This window comes from Magnetococcus sp. PR-3 (genome assembly GCF_036689865.1).
Lineage (GTDB): Bacteria > Pseudomonadota > Magnetococcia > Magnetococcales > Magnetococcaceae > Magnetococcus.
In genome coordinates this window covers 285,443-308,763 of the sequence record NZ_JBAHUQ010000001.1, presented here as the reverse complement: position 1 = coordinate 308,763, position 23,321 = coordinate 285,443, and the positions used below count along the sequence as shown (strand labels likewise).

The 23,321-nt window shown below is 47.9% G+C and carries 11 protein-coding genes and 1 pseudogene; 9 read left to right on the top strand and 3 right to left on the bottom strand.

Annotation, left to right across the window (positions count from 1 at the left end):
- Positions 1–18: 18 nt before the first annotated feature.
- The 6 genes and pseudogenes from V5T57_RS20820 (at position 19) to V5T57_RS01140 (ending at position 10,889) form a co-directional block, all read left to right on the top strand.
- A pseudogene (locus tag V5T57_RS20820) lies at positions 19–1,083 on the top strand (HD domain-containing phosphohydrolase).
- Between the two features lie 345 nt (positions 1,084–1,428).
- A complete protein-coding gene (locus V5T57_RS01160; RefSeq protein ID WP_332889314.1) occupies positions 1,429–4,053 on the top strand; it encodes a polysaccharide biosynthesis tyrosine autokinase in 2,625 nt (874 codons plus the stop codon).
- 111 nt (positions 4,054–4,164) lie between these two features.
- Positions 4,165–4,911: a hypothetical protein gene (locus V5T57_RS01155; protein WP_332889313.1), complete on the top strand. Its 747-nt coding sequence runs from the start codon at positions 4,165–4,167 to the stop codon at positions 4,909–4,911.
- 51 nt (positions 4,912–4,962) lie between these two features.
- Positions 4,963–6,510, top strand: coding sequence for an O-antigen ligase family protein (locus V5T57_RS01150; protein WP_332889312.1), 1,548 nt, complete (start codon positions 4,963–4,965; stop codon positions 6,508–6,510).
- Positions 6,511–6,586: 76 nt separating this feature from the next.
- Positions 6,587–7,795, top strand: coding sequence for a glycosyltransferase family 4 protein (locus tag V5T57_RS01145; RefSeq protein ID WP_332889311.1), 1,209 nt, complete (start codon positions 6,587–6,589; stop codon positions 7,793–7,795).
- A 133-nt stretch (positions 7,796–7,928) separates the two neighbouring features.
- Positions 7,929–10,889, top strand: coding sequence for a methyl-accepting chemotaxis protein (locus V5T57_RS01140; RefSeq protein WP_332889310.1), 2,961 nt, complete (start codon positions 7,929–7,931; stop codon positions 10,887–10,889).
- 54 nt (positions 10,890–10,943) lie between these two features.
- On the opposite strand, the gene V5T57_RS01135 is transcribed toward V5T57_RS01140, so the two are convergent.
- On the bottom strand, positions 10,944–13,556 hold the full coding sequence (locus tag V5T57_RS01135) for a bacteriohemerythrin (protein ID WP_332889309.1): 2,613 nt from the start codon (positions 13,554–13,556) through the stop codon (positions 10,944–10,946).
- Positions 13,557–13,840: 284 nt separating this feature from the next.
- On the opposite strand from V5T57_RS01135, the gene V5T57_RS01130 reads away from it, so the two are divergent.
- A complete protein-coding gene (locus V5T57_RS01130; RefSeq protein WP_332889308.1) occupies positions 13,841–15,601 on the top strand; it encodes a cation:proton antiporter domain-containing protein in 1,761 nt (586 codons plus the stop codon).
- A 5-nt stretch (positions 15,602–15,606) separates the two neighbouring features.
- On the opposite strand, the gene V5T57_RS01125 is transcribed toward V5T57_RS01130, so the two are convergent.
- A complete protein-coding gene (locus V5T57_RS01125) occupies positions 15,607–16,497 on the bottom strand; it encodes a MerR family transcriptional regulator (protein WP_332889307.1) in 891 nt (296 codons plus the stop codon).
- Positions 16,498–17,113: 616 nt separating this feature from the next.
- Positions 17,114–19,117 carry a HAMP domain-containing methyl-accepting chemotaxis protein gene (locus V5T57_RS01120; protein WP_332889306.1) on the bottom strand — a complete coding sequence of 668 codons (2,004 nt, stop codon included), beginning with the start codon at positions 19,115–19,117 and terminating at the stop codon, positions 17,114–17,116.
- A 623-nt stretch (positions 19,118–19,740) separates the two neighbouring features.
- Here V5T57_RS01120 and V5T57_RS01115 point away from each other — a divergent pair.
- Both V5T57_RS01115 and V5T57_RS01110 read left to right on the top strand, forming a co-directional pair.
- On the top strand, positions 19,741–21,669 hold the full coding sequence (locus tag V5T57_RS01115) for a sensor histidine kinase (protein WP_332889305.1): 1,929 nt from the start codon (positions 19,741–19,743) through the stop codon (positions 21,667–21,669).
- The gene (locus V5T57_RS01110) at positions 21,662–23,023 is read left to right on the top strand and encodes a sigma-54-dependent transcriptional regulator (protein WP_332889304.1); all 1,362 of its coding nucleotides are present in this window, start codon (positions 21,662–21,664) and stop codon (positions 23,021–23,023) included. Before V5T57_RS01115 ends, V5T57_RS01110 begins: the two co-directional genes overlap by 8 nt.
- The last annotated feature ends 298 nt before the right edge of the window (positions 23,024–23,321 follow it).

Sequence of the window (23,321 nt, the reverse complement as noted above, 5' to 3'; positions counted from 1 at the left end):
GATCGTGAGAGGTGGGTTATGGTGGAAAAAAGTGAAAAGCCGGTCATCTTGGTGGTGGATGATACCCCTGAAAACCTAGATGTGTTAGGCGGGATCCTGCGGAAAAATTATAAGGTTAAAGCGGCCCTTAATGGTGAAAAAGCGCTACGTATTGCCAGTGGCGATGTTAAGCCGGATATGATCCTGCTGGATGTCATGATGCCCGGTATGGATGGCTATGAGGTGTAGGTGTGTGAACACCTTAAAAAAAATCCAGCGACAGCCAGTATACCTGTGATTTTTATTACCGCTAAAACGCAAATGGAAGATGAGAAAAAAGGGTTGGAGTTGGGGGCTGTTGATTACATCACCAAACCCATTAGTCCACCTATTGTCGAAATTCGGGTACGTACCCACTTGGCGTTGTATGACCAGCAGCGTGAGCTGGAGCGTATGGTAAAAAACCGTACCAAAGAGCTGCTGGATACCCGTTTGGAGATTATTCGTCGCTTGGGCCGGGCGGCTGAGTTTAAAGATAATGAAACCGGTATGCATGTTATTCGTATGAGTCACTACACACGCTTAATGGCAGACTCCTTGAACATCTCAGATGCATGGACTGATTTGGTTTTTAATGCTGCTCCTATGCACGATATCGGTAAAATTGGTATTCCAGATAAAGTCCTCCTTAAACCAGGAAAGCTGGATGATGAGGAGTGGGCGATCATGCGCCGACATCCTGAGTATGGTGCTGCAATCATTGGTGAACATGACTCTGAGTTGATGAATATGTCTAAAGAGATCTCCTTGAGTCACCATGAAAAGTGGGATGGTACAGGGTACCCCAAAGGTATTAAGGGGGAGGATATCTCCTTAGCTGGGCGTATTGTCGCCATTGCAGATGTGTTTGATGCCCTGACTTCAGAGCGACCCTATAAAAAGGCTTGGTCGGTTGAAAAAGCGGTGCAGATTATTGATGAAGGGGCAGGTAGTCACTTTGACCCCAGTTTAACCCCGGTATTTCATGAAGTGCTGCCGGAGGTGTTGGAGATCAAAGAGCGCTATGCCGACCATCCAGAACAGTTGTTAGATGCCCAAACCTGACCGCTGATCTTAAAAGCTGTGTGTTTTGCGAAGGAGCGGCTTGTCTGCTCCTTTGTGCTGTGTAGTCGGGGAGTGATTAATCCTCGTTCGGTTTTCTTTGGTGTGCATGAAACTTGCATTTCATTGGATTGGCCTAAAGCTATGGAGAGGTCGGTTTGGTCCGTAGGTTAAGGTCATCAGGGTAGGGGTCCATTTGTCAGGGCTTCTTAAATCATGCGTCCACACTGGCGATGATGGGATGGTTTGTAGGGCTGACTGCATTTATATGGATGCTAAAAGGCCCAGTCACCCTTTTCCCAACACGCTTTTTTGTGTTCTTTACCCAGTAATGGTTGGGCAGATTCTATGAAAGACAGAGAACAATCCTCCACGTTACGTCCAGATATGCCCCTATTAGGTAGTGCGGTTAATCCCCCGCCCATGCCGATGGAACGTGGAGACGAAGATAACAATATGCTCAATGTGGGTAAGTTGTTATCGATCTCGTTGCGCAGAAAGTGGCAGATCATCTTTGTGACCATTGTGGTGGCGCTACCGATGATCATGAATGTCTACTCTGAAGCGCCTAGGTATCGAGCAACGGCCACATTGCTGTTAGAAAAGAACAGTACCAAGCTGATTTCTATTGAAGACCTGTACGGTGTTGACAGCTCGGGTCGAGACTATTTTGCGACCCAGTTACAGTTGATCAAAAGCCGTAAACTGGCCCGTGAAGTGGTAAAACGGGAACGTTTGGATATGACGCCGGAGTTTAACGCGCGTCTGCGTGTCGAGGAAAAAGAGTCCATTTTAACCAAGTGGATCCCCAAAACTTGGCGTACCTACCTGCCGATGAAGCTGGAGTCCAAACCTGACGGGCCCGTTGAGCGAGCGATGCGCCATGAGCCGCTTGATGAAAATGGACTGAACCAGATTGCGTCTGCTGTCAAAGGGGGTATCCAAACCTCCATGGTGGGGCGTAGTCAGCTTATCAATATTTCCTTTGCCTCAACCAACCCTCAACTGGCGGCACGCATCGCCAACAGTGTGGCACGCTCATATATTGATCAACAGTTGGAGTCTCGGCTGCTGATCACCCAGCATGCGGCCAATTGGTTGACCAAGCGTTTGGAAGGGTTGAGAGAACAGTTAGAAACTTCAGAAAAAGAGCTGCAGCTCTATCAAGAAGTAACTGGCCTGGTGGGGTCTGAGGACCAACAACAGCGTTACTCTTTGCAACAGATTGAGTCTGTGCAAACGGAGCAGATGCAGATTAGTAGTCGTAAACGTGAAGCTAAGGCCAATTTGGCTGAAATGCAGGCTTCCATCCGTCGGTATAAAGGTCAACTACACCAAGTAAGTATGCCTGGCTCAGATCTGTATAAAGAGTTGAAAAGAGAACAGAGCCTGGTTGAACGGAGTATGGTGGAGTTATCAGAGCGCTACGGTTCTAAACACCCACGTATGATCCGTACACGCAAAGAGTTGGCTCAAATTCATAAAAAAGTGGCCGAAGAGGTGCGCGGGGCGATTGGGGTCTTAGAGCAACAATACCGTACGTTGGAACGGGAGGACCGATCCTTAGTTGAGAGGCTGGAGGGCATGAAAAAAGGGATGCGCTCCAATAAGAAAAAAGCATTTCAGCTCAATAAACTGGAACGGGAAGTCGCCGCAAACCGACAGCTCTATGATCTTTTTCTCCGTCGATTTAAAGAGACCGACGTGAGTGAGGGCATGCAGACAGCCAATGCCCGTATTGTTGAAGAGGCGCAAGTTCCAGGTAGAAGCTTCTTACCCTCTAAAAAATTCAAAATTCTTAAGGCATTGCTCATTGGTGGCCTGCTGGGGTTGATGTTGGCCTTTGGTCTGGAGTTTATGGACCATACCTATAAAACCCCGGATCAGTTGGAGGCAGACAGTAAGGTTAGAGTGTTTGCCCTATTACCCTTGCTCAAATTAAGAAATAAAAAAGAACAACCGGAAGAGATGCTTATCCGGCATCCCAAATCAAACTACTCTGAAGCGATCCGAAGTTTACGAACATCGGTGCTTTTTTCGGATATTGATAACTCCCATCAGATCATCACAGTGACCTCTTCCATTCCAGAAGAGGGTAAGACCACGGTTGCCATTAATATGGCTCAGGCTTTTAGCCAAGCTGGCGATCGTACCCTGTTGATCGAGGCAGACTTGCGTCGTCCGCGCTTGCGTAAAGTGTTTGGGATTAGTGAAACCCAAGGGGTTACCGCCTTTTTGAATGAGTTGGTGGAGCAGACGGCACACGGTATTCAGGAAGATCGTAGAGGGCAGGTACAGGATCTAGAGCCCAAACCACAGGCTAGCACCAAACAGCCCAATGTTCAGGGTGAAGGTAAAATTGAACCGCTTATGGATTGGGATGATGGTGTTGAGAAGAAAGTACAACTCGACAGTCTTCCGCCCTCTTTCTCAACACCACGTAAGGCGTTAGAGGTTTCAGAAAACAGACGAGATCAGAAGGAAAGTGGTTCTTTAAATGAGCAATCGATTTATTCACTATTGGCACAGATTGTAGAGAGTGAAAGTGGATTGCATGTTATGACCAGTGGTCCGACACCCGCATTCCCCAGTGAAATTCTCTCATCAGAACGTTGGAAAGAGATGCTCACAGAGCTATCTCGCCGCTATGATCGTATTATCATTGATGCGCCGCCATCCTTAATTGTGACCGATGCTCAAATCTTGGGTAAACAGTCGGATGCTGTGGTATTTGTTGTCAAAGCAAGCCGGGCCAATAAAGGTACGGTGCTCAATGCCATTAAACGGTTGCAGCACAGCCAGATTAACGTGGTGGGTTGTGTCTTTAACTCTGTGGATATGAAGCGACTCTCCTACTATGGCAGCTCCTATCGCTATGGGTACGGGTACGGGTATGGGTATGGCTATGGGTACGGTTATGGTACCCGTAATAGTTATACCGCTTATGGTTATGGGGATGATAAAGGGCGCTAGTCATCCATGCGATGATCTGAATGTGGCCGATATACCATAACCCTTTGTTGTGATGGTATGGGCGCTTGGTAAAACCGTTTGTACTTTGTTGACGATGAATAGGTTGGTTACGTGTCGGAAAAATCTTCAAGGCATTCAAGACGTTCGCGTAAACGCCGTCAACGTAAGCGCGTACCTCTTTCAGGTTTTCGTACCGTCGTGGTGCTGGCTGGCGCGCTGTTTTTTTTATGGTTACTGAACCAAACCATCCATGCGGGTATGGCCACGCTGTTTGTCTATCTCAGTGACCAGATTACCGAAAAAGAGCTGCCCTTTGCGCAAGAGCGGGATGATAAATATAAGATCTATAAAGACGCGCTCTACATGTTAGAGCGGGCAGACAGTTGGCAATCTGGTAATCCAGACTACCTATTTAAAATGGGAACCCATCATATCCGGCTTGCGGCACTAGCGGGTGAACAGAAGCGCCGTAAAGCCCACTACCGGAACAGTATAGAGCTCTATAAACAGATTACCTTAATCCGCCCGTCCTGGGGGTATCCCTGGATTAATCAGGCCTTAGCTAAGCATCGGTTAGGTCAGGATATCCGTATGATTGAAAAAGATATGGAGCGGGCTAATATCTTTGCGCCTTTAGAGCCGGGTGTTCAATTAGGGGTTATCCGGTTGGGCTACCGTATTTGGGACCAGCTGTCCAGTGAAATGCGCCATCAAGTCCAGGCCAGTAGTGACCGTCTATTTGCAAAACCTCTACATAGAACTGAGCTACTAACAGCAGCAAGGTCAACACAGCGGTGGGATGAGTTGGAACGTCTAACCCGTGGCGATCCTGACTTACAGCGTCATTGGCTAAGATAGCAACCGCTTAATGGGCTCTGGTAAGTATGATGATGAAAGGGTCGTAGGTTCGTGAGTGAATCCATGGATGAGAATAGAGCTGTGACGGAAAAAGATCGTGAAACCGATGATCTGCCGGATCTTTATCGTGACTCGCATGATGAAAAGAGCCGTAACCGCTGGCTTTTTGTTGCTTTTTTAGGTCTCTTGTTCTGGGCGCCCATTCCACTGGGTAGTAACCGTCCCTGGTCTCTTTCTTTACTTGAATCTTCAATCTTTTTATTGCTGTTTTTGTGGATTATTCAACAGTGGCGTTCTGGTGTGCTTCTTCCGGCTATTTTTGATCGGGAAGGGCCGTGGCTTACCCTGTTTCTGGGGTGGAGTGTTGTTCCACTATGGGGGATGGTGCCATTGCATGAGCGGTTGGTCTCCTTTTTTGCTCCAGGTGGGGTAGAGCTGAGACGTTTTGCCAACCTGCCCATTGAGGGACCTTTGGTCATTGATCCTTATCTGGCTTGGAACAGTTGGTTAGGCTGGATGGCGTGGTTGGGGGCTTTTTGGCTTGTCCTGGTTTTAGTCAACAGCCGATCACGCGTCAAGTGGGTGATGTTAACCCTTTTTGCTTCGGGTATTTTTCAAACCATTTTTGGTTTTATAAGCTTGCATGACGATGGTTACCTTGTCTTATGGTTACAAGAGCTGATAACACGAGAAAAGCAAAATTTTTTAACAGGTACCTATGTTAACCGGAACCATTTTGCGGGTTATTTAGAGATCACCATAGCCGTTGGGCTGGGGTTATCCATTGCTTGGATGCGTCATGTGAAGGATATGGGGCAGAGCTTTCAGGATAAGTTTCAGGCATTGCTCAATGAACTAAGCAGTTACCGTGGTCTCATCTTAGGCCTGACCATGCTTATGATGTTCGGAATGATCATGAGTCTCTCTCGTGGCGGTAACCTTGCGCTGTTTCTTGCTTTGGCCTTGGTTGTTTTACTGACCTTTTTTAGGCGCTACCGATCCAAACGCGAACGACGCCTGTTTATACCGCTTCTGATCATCGCGTTGGTGGGGGGCGCTTGGTTTAATTTAGAGAAATTAACGGGACGCCTCATTAATATTCAGGAAAAAGAGCTGGCCCGCTTTATTGTTTATGATGCGGTGCAGGAGAAGATTAAAGATTATCCGCTGCTTGGTAGTGGTGGGGGGTCTTTTAGTGTTATCTTTCCGCTGTATCGTCCTGAGAGTATAAAGAAATTTTATAATCATGTGCATAATGATCACTTAGAGTTTTTAAGTGACTATGGCATTGTTGGATATGTTTTATGGATCAGTGGTATTGCACTGTTGTGGGGCCGTATTGCGCGTGCGTTTATTAAACGACAGGATCCCTTTGTGCGGGGTGTGCTTTTTGCCTCACTGGTTTCAACGTTAGCGCTGTTGATCCATGGATTAGTTGATTTTAATCTACAGATACCTGCCAATATCTTTACCTTCTACATCATGTTTGGCCTGGGGGTGGTGGCGGCCCATTTACCGCATAAAGAGGGAGGGCGCTCCAAGTCTAGGCGATCTAAGAGCAAGAGCTATCCCAGTATTACCCCCTCTGACTCCGTATGATGTTGACCGATGACCCCTGGCTGTATGGGGTACGGTTTTTTGTTCATGTCTGTCTTTAAACCACGGGGCGGTAGGTATGGCGCGCTTGATCTTTGTAAATCGATTTTTTGCCCCAGATCATTCTGCAACCAGCCAACTGTTGACCGATCTGAGCCGTTATCTGGCTCAGCAGGGGCAAACTGTCCATATTATTACCAGTCGACAACGTTATGAGGGGGGGGCGCCTCTTGTCGCTTACGAACAGGTCGATGGTGTTGAGGTACATCGTGTATTCGGTTTTCGTTTTGGGCGGCGCCATCTTTTGGGACGTGGGTTGGATTATCTGAGCTTTTACCTCTTTGCCGCATGGAAATTACTGTGGCTTGCGGGGCGCCATGATTGTGTTGTTGCCAAAACAGACCCCCCCTTAATTTCAGTGATCGTTACCCTTGTCTCTTTTTTAAAAGGGTTTCGTGTTATCAACTGGGTTCAAGATTTATTCCCCGAAGTCGCTGTTTATCTGCTCCCTAAACTTCCTTGGTCAGGGTTGCAAACCCCTTTGCAGTGGATCCGAAACGCTTCCTTAAAACATGCGTATTCAAATGTTGTAATTAGTAAAGCTATGAAACAGCGCCTACAGCAAGAGGGGGTTGCTTCAAGCAAACTGCATCTCATCTATAACTGGTCGATCACGCCTGTTATCGATGTTGCTGATGATCAGCCCAACCCCTATCGGGAACAGTGGGCTTTAGAACATCGTTTTGTCCTCGCCTATTCGGGCAATATGGGTCGGGCTCATCTGTTTGATGCGTTGGCAGAGGTGGTAGAGAAAACAGCGGGTCAAACTCGGATACAATGGCTTTTTATTGGGGGGGGGCCTAAGCGTGAAGCGCTTTTTCAAAGGCTCTCCGACCTGCAAGGGGATACGGTTCAGTTTCAGCCGTACCAGTCACAGGAAAATCTCAACCAAACATTAAAAGTCGCAGACCTGCATTTGGTATCGCTTACCCCAGAAATGGAAGGATTGATCTTCCCTAGTAAGCTCTGTGGCATCCTTCAGGCAGGGCGCGGTGTCATTTTTATTGGTGATCCTAAAAGCGAGATGGCGCAACTGATTTTAGCCTATCAGTGTGGGTTAGTTTTTCACCCAAATGATGCAGAAAATTTATATCGCGCTGTAGTTGAGTTGAGTCAAGATATTGATTTATGTGAAGAAATGGGTAGGCGCGCCTTGGTGTTAAGCCAAGAGCTTTTTGCGAGGGAGGAGATGCTGAAAACCTGGGAATCTTTGATCTCTATAAAATAATATACTGCTAAGATCTTAAAATAAAAGTGCTTTTGCAGTGATTTAACTAATTTTATAGAGGGAAATTAAGTCATGTTGTGTTACTTTGCTGGATGGATTTTCATAAAAATTGTGACGATAGAAGAGGGATAAAATGGACTGGTTTCGGCAATTAACGTTAGGGATGAGGCTGGGTATCTTAACCACAGTATTGGTCTTGGCGCTGATTCTGGTAGGGGGGACGTACGATCTGGCCGTGCAAGATCAACATGATGCTATCGAAGTTATGGATCGTTACGCTGAGATGGATCATATTGGCATGTTGATCAACAGTTGCATGCTGCAAGCCCGTCGCTCTGAAAAAGATTTTTTGTTACGTAAAAATACCAAATATCAAGGCCGCGTGGCCAAGCAGGTTGCGTGTGTTAAAAAGCATAGTACAAACCTTGCAAAACTGGCTAAAAGCCTTGATGAAGCAGGCATTGTTAACATTGCGGGTCAGGTTCAAACAGCGATTGATGCTTATCATGCGACCTTTGAACAGGTGATCGCTGGTTGGCAGCGCAAAGGTTTGAATGAGAAGCAGGGCCTACAAGGGACATTCCGACAAGCTGCGCATGATCTAGAGACTATGTTGTCAGATTATGATTCGGCTCAGATCTGGATTGACCTTCTCTCTATGCGCCGCCGCGAAAAGGACTATGTCGTCCGTGGGTTAGATAAATATGTTGGAAAATGGGATAAGGATTATGCCTCCTATAAACAACATGTTGAAAAATCCTCTCTTTCCGATGCCATTAAAAAAACGCTTATAGACTCTGGCACAGCCTATCAACAAGCTGTCGTTGCCTATGTGACCCGTCGCCAAAGTGGTACCATTCCTGAAGTTAATGAACCCATTTATAAAAATATGAGTAAAATGGCCGGTATCATCGGCAAGCAACTCACCAAGTACTATATTCAAAACGTTTGGAAGCATTATTTAATGATGCGCCGACATGAAAAAGATTATTTGGCCCGTGGTACAGACAAATACATTACCCGGCTCGCTAAAGAAGCCAGTTTAATTGTGGAGGGGACTAAAGCGTCAAGCATCCCTGAAGCCTCTAAAAAGAACATTCAACAGATTGTTGAGCGCTATCACACCAGCTTCAAAGCCCTTGTCACAGTAAATGGGCAGTTGAGTAACGACATTGGCCATATGCGTGATGCGGTCCATAAAATTGAACCACTGATCAAGCAGCTTGATCAGCAGGTGAAAAAACATAAACAACAGATCCAAACAGAGACGGATGAAACCATCTCTGCACTGGTTATCTTTTCTCGATCCATGGGTGGGATGGCTGGCGTGGTGGGGATTCTGTTAGCACTGTTTATTGTGCGGGGTATTCTTAGTCAGTTGGGGATTGAGTTAGGTGAGCTGATTCGCATATTCCAGAAAATCAGCCAAGGGGATATGTCGGTTAAGATCCATGCGAGCCAAGAAGGTTCTGTGGCGTTCCATCTGCAACAGATGAAGCAGGGGTTGGAGCGTAGTGTGCGGGTACTTTCTCTCCAATCCAATACGCTGAATGCCGTGGTTGTGGAACAAAACAAGGTTAATGCAACCTTGGCTCAATCTTCAAAAGATAGTGAAGAGCTTTCACGTAGTGTGGTTCAGGAAAATGCTGATATTGATAATGAAATTCAGACCTTGTCTGTGACAATGGCTGAGTCTGATAAAAGCTTGGAGGAGCTAACTGAAACTGCTCAAGCGTTATCAGAAAATATTAATACCATTGCTGCGGCCTCGGAACAGGCCAGTCAGAATGTGAATACCATGGCCTCTGCAGCGGAAGAAATGAGTTCCAATATTGATGCGGTTAATGATCAGTTGGGTTCTGTAAATACTTCCATTCATGCGGTGCAAAGCATCTCTAGCGAAATGTCTGAACTGAACACACAGGTAAGTTCAGGGGTTGAGCAGGCTGAACAGACATCCAGTCAAGCTCGTGATAATGCCGCTTCGACTCAAGAGGTGGTCGGTGGTTTAACTTCTGCCGCCAATGAGATTGGTAAAGTGGTGGGCATGATTAAAAACATTGCCGACCAAACCAATATGTTGGCGCTTAACGCAGCTATTGAAGCTGCAGGGGCAGGAGAGGCGGGTAAGGGCTTTGCCGTTGTGGCCAATGAGGTCAAAGAGCTTGCCTCACAAACCGCTGACGCTACGAAGATGATTGATGAAAAAACCTCTCTGATCCGCACCCGTGCCTCGGAGGCGTATGAAGCGACAGAAGGTATTAATGTTTTAATTGGTGATCTCAGTAACATCAACCAGGAGATCTCAATTGCTATGGATGCCCAAGCGGGGGCTGTGGCTCAAATTGTGGATGCTGTTGAGCAAGTAGATTTTGCCAATCAGGAGGTTACACGTAACGCCAGTGAATTGAGTAGTGCATCTCAAGAGGTTGCCAGGGCTGCTCTGGAAGCGGCCAATGGAGCCAGTGAAATTGCCAACTCTACGGAACAGATGGCGGCAGGTGCTCAGACGGTTTCTCAAATATCAGATGTGGTTGTTAGCCACATGAATCGCACCAAAGAGTTTACCTCACAGGTCTTTTCAGCCTCGGCATCGGTTCAAAAAACCATGTTGCGCTCTATGGACCAAGCGAACTACCTCGGGGGGCAGGTCGATGCCTCCTCAACACTGGTTCAGGTGGCTAAAGAGACCAGTGAAGCGCTGGCGAAAGCTGAAAGTCAATTCCACGTTGGGCGACCTCTGTTTGATATTTCCTCTGTTAAACAGTCTCACCTTGCTTGGTTAGAAGCGTTGATTGATATGATCCGGGGGCACGGTAAGCTTGATGAATCGGTCTTTACCGATCATACCCTCTGTGAGTTGGGGCTTTGGTATTATGGTGATGGCCAAAGTCAGCTTGGGGATCTGCCTTTGTTCAAACAGCTAGAGCAGAGCCATAGAGAGGTACACAGCGCGGCCAAAGAGATTGTTCATCTTGTTAAAGAAGGAAAAAGAGAAGAAGCTCAGGAGCGTTACAGTGAGTTTGATGCATTACGTCGAAAAATGTTTGATCAACTCGACGAACTGTACATCGAGACCATGATCTATGACTGATATTCTTTAGAATCAAAAAAAGCCTGACCAGTTGGTCAGGCTTTTTTTTGGGGGTTAATAGATCCCTTTTTCATTGAGGTAAGTCGCATACAAGCGATCTTCTTGATGGATATGTTGAATAAGCCAGAGCTTCATGAAATGTTGAAACTCTTTAACAGAGATACCTTCATGGGCAATACGCTTTGAAAAATCTGCCAGTTGCTCAAGCAAAAGCTTGTGTCTGGCTTGATGGTTTTTTAAATCTGGATAGGCATATTGGGCCATCAACCCTTCCTCTTCAGCAAAGTGAAAATGGGTATAGTCTGAGAGCGCCTGTAGGGTTTGATTCAGCATGGCGGGTTCCGAGCCCGTGCGAATAGCCTCCATGACACTGTTGGCAATCTCTATCAGCTTTTTGTGGTGGGTATCCATTTTCATAATGCGCACGCTAAAGGTATCGTTCCAGCACAGCACATCGTGCAAGTTTCCATTATGCAACACTTTTTGAATGCGCTTTTGGTACGACTCAAACAGCTTCCAGCGCACAATAGGTATGTTCTTTAGCAGTTTGGCAGGAATAACCACCAGTGTGGTTGGTTCCTCAATTTGAATTTGGTAGAGACTGGGTACATCAAAAATAGAGGTCTCTTCACCAAAATAGTCCCCCGCCTGCAAATGGTCGAGTAACTGACCACCCACCCGCCGTTGTGCACTTCCGGTTTTTAACAAGTATAGGTTGGATGGGTCATCACATGCGATTAAGGTGCCTGCCGCACTCTCACGAATTTCAAGGGCATCAATAATATGAAAAAGCGTGGTGTAGGGAATACCCTCTCCCAACAGGTGGGTTGTCTCTAAAAAAGCATGGTTTTCCCAGGCTTTTTCAATTTTTGGGTAGTAGTTATTCCGTTTAACAAACTCAGTATAGAGTGGGGCAGGGAGCTCGATCGCACGTACAAAGCTCGAGGTCCGGTAGGTGTAATCTGACGGTAGTCCAAACAGGCCGGGAATATCCCCCACCATGGAGCCCGAAGAAATTTGGCTGTAAAACTGGTTTTGGGTGCGAATTTTATCTACAACACCATTAATGACAAGCAGAATTGTCTGTGGGGTATCCCCTTCTTTGAGCATAATGGTGCCGGGGTTAATCTCTACCATGGGGCTATTGATCATCAAGCGGAGTTGGTAGATTGGTGCATCCGGATAGTAGCGTTGTATATAGTTAAAGGCGCTGCGCCGGGCCGGGTCGGTCACGCTGGACATGAGCGTATCCGTAAAGCCGTGGGGTGAGTTGGATCCAATCTCTTTCTCTTCATCACTCAGCTCAAATGCGGTGTGAGAGAGCAAAATTTTATCCGACTGATCTTCCTTAAAGTCTTTGGCAACGCCGTGGATCATGCCGCCACCAATATCAATTTTTTTTAGATTTACCTCGGTCAGGTAAGCGGCTTTAACCGTGTCAAAGTAGGCACGGCTTATGCCTGGTGCTTGATCATCATCCGTCACCATGCCCTCTAAGACATCCAAGGCAACAATATCTGCAAAATGGGCGTAGGTTTTGTAGCCTTCAGGTGCCATGGTACGGAAAATAAAGATATTTGTTTCTACCGGGTGAGGGGAGAAAATAGGCTGTGCCTCTAACCCCTCAATATTATTCCATTGGTCAAACTCCAGATCACACACCTCAAAAAATTCACCAAAGCGCTCCTCTTCCATGGTGAGAAGGGCAGAGATTTTTTTCTCCACACTGGCACGGATCAGTGGCGTGGCATAAAATTTTATGCGGTGCCCTGCACGCATAAGGGTGGTAATGCCCGCCATGTGGTCATCATGAGCATGGGTTTGAAACACCCCTTCAACCTCATCAACCCCTATGCCTAGCGCAGTGAGGTTATAGTGAATGTTTGGACCTGCATCAATCAGATAGATTTTTCCCTGGAACATGAGGATGCTGGACATGCTTGGACGGTTAACATCCCACCCATCCCCTTCACCGGAGTGGATAACCCCAAAATATTCCCGTTGAATTTTCTGAAAACCCAGCGGGTAAGCCGACTCATAAGCTTGACCTGGCTGTAGGTTTAAATTGACCTCGACCTGTTCATCTGCATAGCGGATACAAAAATGGTTGGTTTTCAGTCGCTCTATGGTCACACCGTTGCGGATCTCAATGGGCTCACCTGTAACAATACGGCTTTCCAGTAGATCACTGCTGGGTCGGATGGCACCAAAGGCGAACCTTAATTTAAGGCGCATCATCTCATCGGCTGTTTGGGCATCAATACCCGTTTTCATGATCTCTTCTTTAGAGACGAGACCATAATTACCCCGGTAGATGTACTGTAGCTGGGCGTTGACCTGCTCAGCAGAGCCAATAAGCAGGGGTTTTACACCGGTATTATTGGGGTGGCCAGGTAGGATTAGCCCTTGGCGGTAAAGCATCTGTAAAACAGGAAACTCACCTAGGTTGGCTAGTTCTCCGTTCTGTAGCATAATATCAGAGAGTAAAATAGCATTAGGGCCTGTTTCATAGGTGCTACCATCACGCTCTTTAGAGAGAATGAGCCCTCTTTTAATCAGGTGTTTGACACTATCCATTGGGCAACCACAGAGAATACGTACATCTGCTTTGGCGATCTCAACCCAAAAAAGGCCTGAGGCTACAGGTAGTTTGATGATGTTTTCCATGGCAAGCTCGATTTAAACGTATGATGGCAACCAAATATTTGGTGCCCAATAAGGATTAAATGGTGTCAGGAGGGGGATATAAAATGGTTATAACCCCTCTAAAATCAAGAGTTATGTAGTTTTGCAAAAACAGTTGGCTTTTGCAATTTTTTGTGTGGCTTTCTCTTAAGCATTGGCTATCTTTGGCGGTTCAGACCGCCTACAATGCAAGGTTCTGGAGAAGTTTCGGAGTCTATACAAGCGTTAAGTGGGGCCATGGTTGTGGTCACCATGGGATATTCATTATGCATGATCATCTGCACCTCATACTATCAGCAGCGACACTTTCGTTAATTCTTAACGTTCTGCTGCGTCGAGCTGGCATACCCACCATTATTGGTCATATTGCAGCAGGTGCGGCCATTACCCATCTGTTCCACCTGGGGGATGACCATACAGCCTTGTTGGAAATTGCCGAGTTTGGCATCGTTTTTTTAATGTTTAACATAGGCTTGGAGTTTTCTGTCAGCCGATTGCAGGAGATGCGCCGCGAGGTGCTTTTGCATGGTGGGCTTCAGGTTGGTCTAACCGCTACGCTTTTTGCACTGATCGCCCACTTCGTGTTTACCATTGAGTGGCCTGCAGCCATCGTTATTGGGGCGGCGCTGGCGATGTCCTCAACAGCAGCGGTACTCAAAATACTTTCAGAACGACATGAGTTAGGTTTGCCCCATGGTTGGCAGGCGTTAGGGATATTGCTGTTCCAGGATATGGCGGTTATTCCCATTTTTCTTCTCATTCGTTTTTTAACGGATCAAGGGCAACCGATTCCCCTGTTGCTGGCAGAAACCCTGATCAGTGGGGTTATCGCCATGGGTATACTCTACTATGGCGCCAAGCATGTTGTGACACGGCTTTTGGCGATGGTGGCAGATACCCACTCTCATGAGCTCTTTATCACGGCCATTCTGGTAGTGGTTATCGCCGCTTCAGCGCTGACCCATAGTTTGGGTTTCTCCTACTCGTTAGGGGCTTTTTTTGCGGCACTGATGATCTCTGAAACCAAGTATAAGTATCAGATTGAGGCCGACCTTAATCCGTTTAGGGACCTGCTGCTTGGGGTCTTCTTTGTTACCGTAGGTATGCAGATTGATCTTCCCTGGCTAATGGGGAATTTTGGTCTGGTTATACTGTTACTGTTAGGGATTATGATCCTAAAAGCGGTGATTATTGGCGGGTTGATATGGCGCTTTGCCGGGTGGACAACCGGGGTCCGAACCGGGCTGGTTTTATGCCAAGGGGGAGAGTTCTCCTTTGCTGTTTTTGAACTGGCGCGGGTCGAGGGGGTGCTCTCCGCTCAGCTTAACCAACCCTTAGTGGTTGCGGTGGTCTTTTCTATTATCGTCACGCCCTTTCTTATTCGGCATCTTGAATATCTTTCCGGTTTTTTTGGGGCAGATCTCAACAACCGTCGCTTACAACAACCCGAGCCCTCTGATGGTGTTGAGCATCATCTGGTGGTGTGTGGGTACGATGCCTGTTTTCGCCATGAGATCGCCAAAGGCCATTTTGTGGTGTGTGGGTATGGTGATCTGGGTGCGGCTGTGGTGGCTGAATTACGCCGTCGTGGTTTTTCTTACATCGCCATTGAGATGGATCGTAAACGTGTGGGAGATGGCGTGGGTCGCGGGGATGCCATTCTGTTTGGTGATGCGGGAAAAACCGAGATTTTGGAAAGCGCCCAGGTTGCCTCTGCCAGTGCTGTGGTTCTAGCGATGGAAGATCCCCACCGGGTAAGACGGGTGGCCGAGGTTGTCGCGCGTTTGGCACCGGGGGCGATGCTGGTAGCCGATGCGGTGACCGATGAGATTGTTAAAGTTTTAAAAGATGTTCCTTTAAAAGGTATTTTGCACCACCACCGAGAGTTGGCCCAGCTATTGGTGGATGAAGCAACCACCTGCCATACCCCCTCGTATTCTCCCATTGTTGGGCAGGCCAGCCCCTTACCCCTCTCTTTTGAAGAGGATGAGTTACCCCCGGCCCCCAAACCTATTCTTAACGATTAACGGGGTCATATGGTGGTTGGTTGTGGTATATGCGTACTTAAGGTGGTTAAGGCTTTGGAGAAATCCTCTTCCAGTGGAATGACGCCATGCTGCCTTAACAGGGGGGCATGGTTGGCGGCAACCTCGCCTCCGATAAAAATAGGTACTGAGAGCTGTTCACTGACCTGGTAGAGTTGATCCAGAACCTCTTTCTGCTTAAAGGCAGATTTTCCAGAGAGGACAATGCCTTGGCAACCACTCTGGCTAATGACGCTGTTAAACTGAGAGATGGGTAGGTTTGGGCCGAGATAAATAGGATAAAAGCCCTCTTCTACAATGGTTAGGCAGAAGAGAAGTAGACCCAGCTCATGCTGCTCCCCTGGTAAACAGGCGGCTAAAAGGTGAAAAGAGCGCCCAGCGATAACCGTTTGGTTAAGTCGGGTGCTTAACTTGCTGTATAAAAAATGGCTGGCAAAGTGTTCCTCAGCAATCCCACCAGGATGTTTATCCCAGTTTTGTCCAAGGTGTTGAAAAACGGGTACGATCAGTTTTTTCATTACCGTATCAGGGTGATATTGCGTCAGGGCTTTTTGATAGACCCTGTCCAGCTCCAGCAGATCAAAATGTTGGATGGCGCGTATGAGCGCCTGATAGAAGTGGCGGCTTGTTTGTGGGCCGCCGTGGGCATCTTCAGACATGTGAAGTACTTTAACCGCTTTGCTAATACGCATACCTTTATCGAGAAGCAAACGCAGTTGTTGAGCCTGTTCTAGATCCGTTTGGCTGTACCGTCGATGACCACCGGTGTGTAAGCGAACGGGTGAAAATAGCCCATATCGACGTTCCCAAGTGCGTACGGTATCTGTGGAAGTATTTAAGCTCTCCGCAATCATGCGTATAGGGATGGTATGGGCCACAGAAGAAGCTCCTAAATGAAAAAAGTAGGCATATGCCCTTTATCTTATCCCCTTTTTTACCAATAAACTAAGATGGAATATCTCTGTAGGTGTATTTATAGCCCTTTCATAGGTGTAGCTTACAGGAGTAGTGGTGGGGTGAGCTTATGTAGCTCTTATGGTCGCTTTTTGGCATGAAGAGGGGTTCATTGCGCTTCGTCCATAGACCATGGCTCAGATAGAGGGGCGCTTTGGGGCGGGTGGTGGGTCTATTGCCAAGGCGTTGTACTCTTTAAATCTGCGTTCCAATGCGGTTGTATCCCTGTGTATGCTTTCGGCATGGCATACACACATCTGTGCGTTTGCTCCTCTGTTTTTACCGATAGGGTCGGTGGCAATAGGCTCTTGAAACAGGGTGAAAACCCTGTGGAGGTATCCGAATACAGTGCCACTCAAAGAGGTTTACCCCTCCTAATCTTGCGGTGTCTGCTGCATGGCGCTCATGTGTGGTGAGTCATTGGCCAGAAAGGGCGTTGTTGATCACACATCTCAACAGTGTGTGGGGTGGGGGCATTGCGTACAGAAGGATGGGCAGGCCCCTTGGAAAAGGGGCCTGCATGGGATCTTGTGGTCTGGCTTAGTGATCTGTAAGTGCTAGGGGCATGGCTTCTAAGCTTTGTTGAGCAAAACCTTCTCTTTGGTTGTTCATATGAAAGAAGGAGATGGCTTGGGTAAGCCGATCAGCTTGACTGTTCAACTCTTCTGCCGTTGCAGCCATTTGCTCGGAAGCCCCAGCATTTTGCTGGATCACTTGATCCAACTGTTGTATGGCGCCGTTGACTTGAGATGCCCCTTGGTTCTGTTCCGCACTGGATGCGGCAATACCTTCAATAAGATCTGCCGTCTGTTTAATATCAGGAACCAATGCGTTGATAATGGTGCCAGCTTGTTCGGCCACTTCTGTACTGGATGCTGAGAGCGTGCTGATTTCACCTGCGGCCATTTGGCTCCGTTCTGCCAGCTTGCGTACTTCAGCCGCCACCACGGCAAACCCTTTACCATGTTCCCCTGCACGGGCTGCTTCAATAGCAGCATTGAGCGCCAAGAGGTTGGTTTGACGGGCAATCTCTTCAATAATGCCAATTTTTTCTGCAATCTGCTTCATGGCATCCACAGAGTCATCCACAGATCGGCCACCTTGTGCGCCATCTTTGGCCGCTTTTTGGGAGATCTGTTGGGTTGAGGCCGCGCTCTCCATGTTCTGTTGAATATTGGCAGCCATCTCCTCCATTGCCGCGGAGGTTTCCTCAATAGAAGCGGCCTGTTCTGTCGCCCCCTGTGAGAGCCCTTGTGCCGAGTCGGCCAGTTCCGCGCTGCCAGATGAGACACTTTGTGCGGCATCGGAAACCTGTCCAATGACCTCACGCAATTTCTCCATCATCGCCTGGAGGGCGCGTACCAGTTCTCCCACTTCATCCTTTTGATTAATCTCCACAGTTGCGGTGAGATCTCCATCCCGAACCTGCTTGGCCAAAGAAACCGCAGCTTGAAGTGGTGGTACAATGGCACGGGTGATCAGCAAGGCAATAACAATGGCGATTAAGGTGATCGCAGAGAAGATGATTAACAACATCAACTCAGCATCCTGAGCCTGTTCTTTGGCTTTTTTATTAAAGCCTTTACCTTTTTTATCAGCAAAGTCGCGGATTTTTTTCAGTTTAGTATTCAGCTTAGCTAGGTGGGGGCCACCTACTTCACGGGTAATACGGCCTGGGTCTGCCCGTACTTGAGCCGTACGCATAGCGATCACTTTATCGCGAATACGCTTCCAATCCACAAACAGTTTTTCAGCCTTATTGACCATGCTTTTATTACCCAAAAAGCGTTCATGGATCATCGTAAAGTGGCTGAGAACTTTCCGTTCCAGGTTAGCAACCTTTTTGGTGAGCTTTTTTACAGTCGCTTCATCGGCAGCACTGGCAATATCCTTCATGGTCAGGGCTATGGCCATAATGCCGGCATTGATCCGGTTGGCCCGGTCACTGACGGTGTAAGGGTGTTTATAGAACTTATCAACCAAGATGATGGCATTGGCATCTTGGCTATTCATGGCTTTATTATGAAACTCAGATGCCTTACCTGCGGCAAAGGTGCGTAAGGCGTCAATGGCTTTACGGGTTGCTGCAATATGTTTGGCCCCTTCACCGCGGGTAATGCCAATGGCATCGTTGGTTAACTGAATACGGGTTTCAGCCACCACTCTTTCACGGATCGGTTGCCACGCTTCAAAGAGATCTCGAACCTCTTTAACGACCGATTTATCCCCTAGAAAGCGCTCATCCAATATCTGGAAAGCACCGTCTACACCGCTGGCATAGCTCTCTGCTTTCGCAACAGCTTTTTCCATTTGCGGTAGGGATTTTGACATGGCCACATCTTTCATCGATCGATGAATAGCAACCAAGTTGGTTTCAATATCACGAATACTGACGCTGACCGCCATGGGGTGACGGTAGAGTTTTGAGGTGGTTTCAGCTAAGTCATTGGCGGTTTGTCGGCTAAAAATACCGCCCAGAATGCCCAGAACAATGACCAATCCAAAGCCGATAAAAAGCTTGGTGCCAATTTTCAGATTTTTCATAGTATCTTCCCTGGTTAACACACATGCATGGTTGGTCTTAATAACCTATTCATGCACCCTTGGCCTCGTTGCTGTGTGGCTCCCTTATGGGACAATGACGAGGTGGTTATTGTTCCTGAAAAGCATTCTCATTGTTATTATTGTGATGAAGATCACTCAATTTCAGGGGAAAAATGAGAAAATCGGTCTGAAAAAAAGAATAACACTTAAATATATAGGTTTAGCTTTTATGGTAGGGCTTGGTTGCTACATGTTCATACGTAGCAGGTTCAGTATAATCATGTAGGAGCGGAGGATAAACAAAAAATATCATGCATAAGTAATTAAAATGTAATTACTTCTAATAAGAGGCGGTTCTGGGAATGCCCCTGGTATATGGTTCATCTTACCCTATTCGGCGAGAGCAGATGCTCGTGCTTAAGCAACCAGCTTGCCCCCATTACAGGGAGGCACATTTGTCAGAGGTTGTAAGATTCTCACAAACGCTCACTTATTGTAACAGTGAGGAGTTGGATTTTCTAGCGCTTAGATGGAAGGATGCTGGATCTTTAGGAGGTAAGGGCGTAGCGTTAAATGGTCTCTTTTGAGAAGGGCTAAAAATGTGGTGCGGTAGGGGGGTAGCTTTGCAAGCACAACTGTCACGAATGGCATTTTTTGGGGTGTTGCTCTTAACACTCGCGGTGGCCGATGTGGTGACATGGCAGGCAACCTGGAATGGTCACTTACAGCAGCAAATTGACGCGGCGCATCAAGATCTTGAGCTACGAGCACAGAATTTACAGGGTTTTTTATCCCGCTATGAACTACTCCCTGAACTCCTGGCTGTGGATACAGTTTTTAAACAGCAGCTACGGGTGAACAAGTTAGCCCCGAATATTCTTAATGCCCATTTGGAACGATTAAATAGCATCATTGGGGGCAGCGATGTCTATTTAATGGATCGCCATGGGGTCACCCTGGCGGCCAGTAACTGGCGTACAGAGCGCTCTTTTGTGGGTAAGGATTTCAGTTTCAGACCCTACTTTAAAGCCGCACGAGAGGGCAAGTTAGGGCGCTATTTTGCTTTGGGTGTGGTCTCGCGTAAGCGGGGATACTACTTTGCTCACCCTATTCATAGTACCCCCCTGGGTGCTGGGGGAGATGATGATGCTCTGGGTATGTTCTTGGGGGCTGTGACCGTTAAGGTCAGTTTGGATGATCTGGAGCAGAGTTGGTACGATGCCCAGGCCAATATTATGGTGACAGATCGGGATGGGGTGGTCTTTTTGGCGGCACACCCAAACTGGCGTTACCATACATTAGGTACATTAAGTTTAGAAAAACGCCAAGCCATTCAAAAAAGTCGACGTTTTGCCGGAATACCCCTACAGCCCTTACCCATTGTGCATGAGGAAAAACGGGATGCTTTTTCCCGGTTATTGACCTTTAAGCAGGGGATTGAACCCAACCTGAATACCAGTCGTGCCTTTTCTGGTCAGGGAAAGAGGTTTTTGCTCTATTCGCTACCCTTGCCAGGAACAGGGTGGGATATGCATACCCTTGTAGATCTGGCACCAGCCAGTCGCCATGCTTTTGCCAATACCATGATTGTGACCTACACGGTGGGGCTGCTGTTTTTATTGGTGTATGTCATGCAGCAGCGTCGTGCAGCCCATATGGCACGCATGGCGCTAGAGCGCAAAACCCAATTGGCGCTTAAACAGGCGCATGATGAACTTGAGATTCGCGTTGAGCGACGTACCGCTGCTTTACAGCAGAGTAATGAACAGTTGAGTGTTGAAGTAAGAGAGCGAAAAAAAGCTGAAGAGGAGCTGAAGCAGGCTCAAAGTGACCTTGTTCAAGCTGGGAAGTTGGCTGCTGTGGGGCAAATGGCCGCAGGTATTACCCATGAGATCAATCAACCCCTAACGGCTATCCGGGCCTATGCGGATAATGCGCAAGCCTTTATGCAGCGTGGCCGGCCAGAGAAGGTGCAGGATAATCTGGTTTTGATTGCGGAATTAACAGAAACCATGGGGCGAATTGTTAATCATCTGAAGGTTTTTTCACGAAAATCTCCTGAAACCTTAAAGGCCACATCCCCCGCCATTGCAGCGCAGGAGGCTCTGGGTTTGCTGGAGTCCGCAGGTAAAGTTTGGGGAATTGATATTACCGTGAATTTTCCTGAGAATGCCGATAGCTATCAAGTGTTGGCGGATGACATTATGTTGCAGCAGGTTTTTTTGAATCTGTTAAAAAATGGACGAGATGTGGTAAAGGGGCAGGATGGGGCGAAGCTTTGGCTTTCGATGTGGGTCTCCGCCAACCATTTACACTTTGCGGTACGAGATAATGGGCCTGGCATAGAAGCGGAGGCCTTGGATCAGCTTTTTGATCCTTTTTTCACCACCAAACCTGTGGGGAAGGGGATGGGGCTGGGGCTTTCCATCAGCTATGGGATTGTTCGTCAGTTTAAAGGGGTTTTACGGGGGGAGAACGCTGCGCAAGGTGGCGCACTCTTTACCTTGGAGCTGCCCCGTTTAAAAAAGAGTCAGGATGAAGACCATGTCTGAAGATATGCCGGTAATGCTTATAGATGATGACCGTCACATACGGCTGGCTGCCACGCAGGCTTTGGAGTTAGCCGGTTTTGAGGTTGAGAGCTTTGAAGCTGCAGAGCCCGCGCTGGCTCAGTTAGATAAACGCAGCTATGCCGCCGTGATCAGTGATATCCGTATGGCGGGTATGGATGGCTTGACCTTTATGAACCAAGCCTTAGCCGCCCATGCTGATTTGCCGGTTATTTTGATTACGGGACATGGTGATGTTTCTGTCGCGGTGCAAGCGATGCGCGATGGCGCTTTTGATTTTATTGAAAAACCCTTTAGCAGTGAACACTTGGTGGAGGTTACCACCCGGGCGGCGGAAAAATCTCGCCTGGAGCGTGAGCTGCACACGCTAAAACGTGCTTTGGCGGCTCAAAATGCCCCAGGTAGCCGTTTGATAGGCCGCGCTACGAATATGCAGGGGTTACGCAAAAAGATTCGTAGTATTGCTGAAACAGATGTTGATGTTTTGGTGTTGGGGGAGACCGGCAGTGGTAAAGAGGTGGTTGCCCGTACCATTCATGAGCACTCCTTGCGCCGGGACGGACCGTTTGTGGCGGTCAACTGTGGGGCCATTCCTGAAAGCATGATTGAAAATGAGCTGTTTGGGCATGAGGCTGGAGCCTTTACCGGGGCGACCAATAAGCGGGTGGGCAAGTTAGAACATGCCAATGATGGGACACTTTTTTTGGACGAAATTGAGAGCATGCCCCTGAGTTTTCAGGTGAAAATTTTGCGTGTTCTACAAGAGCGTACGCTAGAACGGCTAGGCTCCAACACCCCAGTTGCTTTGAACATTCGTATTGTAGCCGCGACTAAAGTTGATTTGCGAGAGGCTGCGGACAGGAAAGAGTTTCGTGAAGATCTCTATTACCGGTTAAATGTCGCCATGCTTACCATTCCGCCCTTACGAGAGCGGCGGGAGGATCTACCCCTGCTGTTCGAACACTTTTTGTTGCAGACCGCCGCGCGCTATCAGCGAGATGTCTCCTTGCCAGCACCAGAGCATATGACCAAACTGATGAGCCATAGCTGGCCCGGTAATGTGCGGGAGTTGGCCAACTGTGCCGAGCGCTATGTGCTGTTTGGTGAAACAGGCTATGAAGATCAACAGGGGGATGAAGCAGGTGCCCCTTGTATGGGGGCGGATGGGCTTTCTTTACCGCAACAGGTCGCGCTGTTTGAAAAAACCATGATTGCCCAAGAGCTCTCCCGTCACAAAGGAGATATCAAGGCTACGTTGGATGGTTTGCAAGTTCCCCGCAAGACGCTTTACGATAAAATGCGTAAATATAGCTTGGACCGGGCTAACTTTGTTTAAAACGGCTCTCTCTGTCCCGGCCTGCCTCCTGTGTGATCTGGTCGGGCATGAAGCACCTGCCCGACCAGATCTAAAGTCGCTTACCCTAACCGTGCGCCCCCACGTGTGCTCTGTTTAAGAGAGCGCACGCACGCTTGTTAAAAGGGGGCTTGGTTGGATCGCATATCTGTTCCCCAGCCGTTTCTCGACGGTCTCTCTCTCAAGAGCCTATTCCCCTGGCCAAAGTGTGGTGACTTGGGCTGGTTAGGTACGCCCCTTCTATTACGGGGCATACCGCACAGCATGGCCAGTGGACACT

Coding starts and splice junctions, on each gene's coding strand:
- V5T57_RS01160 (WP_332889314.1), top strand. CDS start 1,429: ATGAAAGACAGAGAACAATCCTCCACGTTACGTCCAGATATGCCCCTA.
- V5T57_RS01145 (WP_332889311.1), top strand. CDS start 6,587: ATGGCGCGCTTGATCTTTGTAAATCGATTTTTTGCCCCAGATCATTCT.
- V5T57_RS01140 (WP_332889310.1), top strand. CDS start 7,929: ATGGACTGGTTTCGGCAATTAACGTTAGGGATGAGGCTGGGTATCTTA.
- V5T57_RS01135 (WP_332889309.1), bottom strand. CDS start 13,556: ATGGAAAACATCATCAAACTACCTGTAGCCTCAGGCCTTTTTTGGGTT.
- V5T57_RS01130 (WP_332889308.1), top strand. CDS start 13,841: ATGCATGATCATCTGCACCTCATACTATCAGCAGCGACACTTTCGTTA.
- V5T57_RS01120 (WP_332889306.1), bottom strand. CDS start 19,117: ATGAAAAATCTGAAAATTGGCACCAAGCTTTTTATCGGCTTTGGATTG.
- V5T57_RS01110 (WP_332889304.1), top strand. CDS start 21,662: ATGTCTGAAGATATGCCGGTAATGCTTATAGATGATGACCGTCACATA.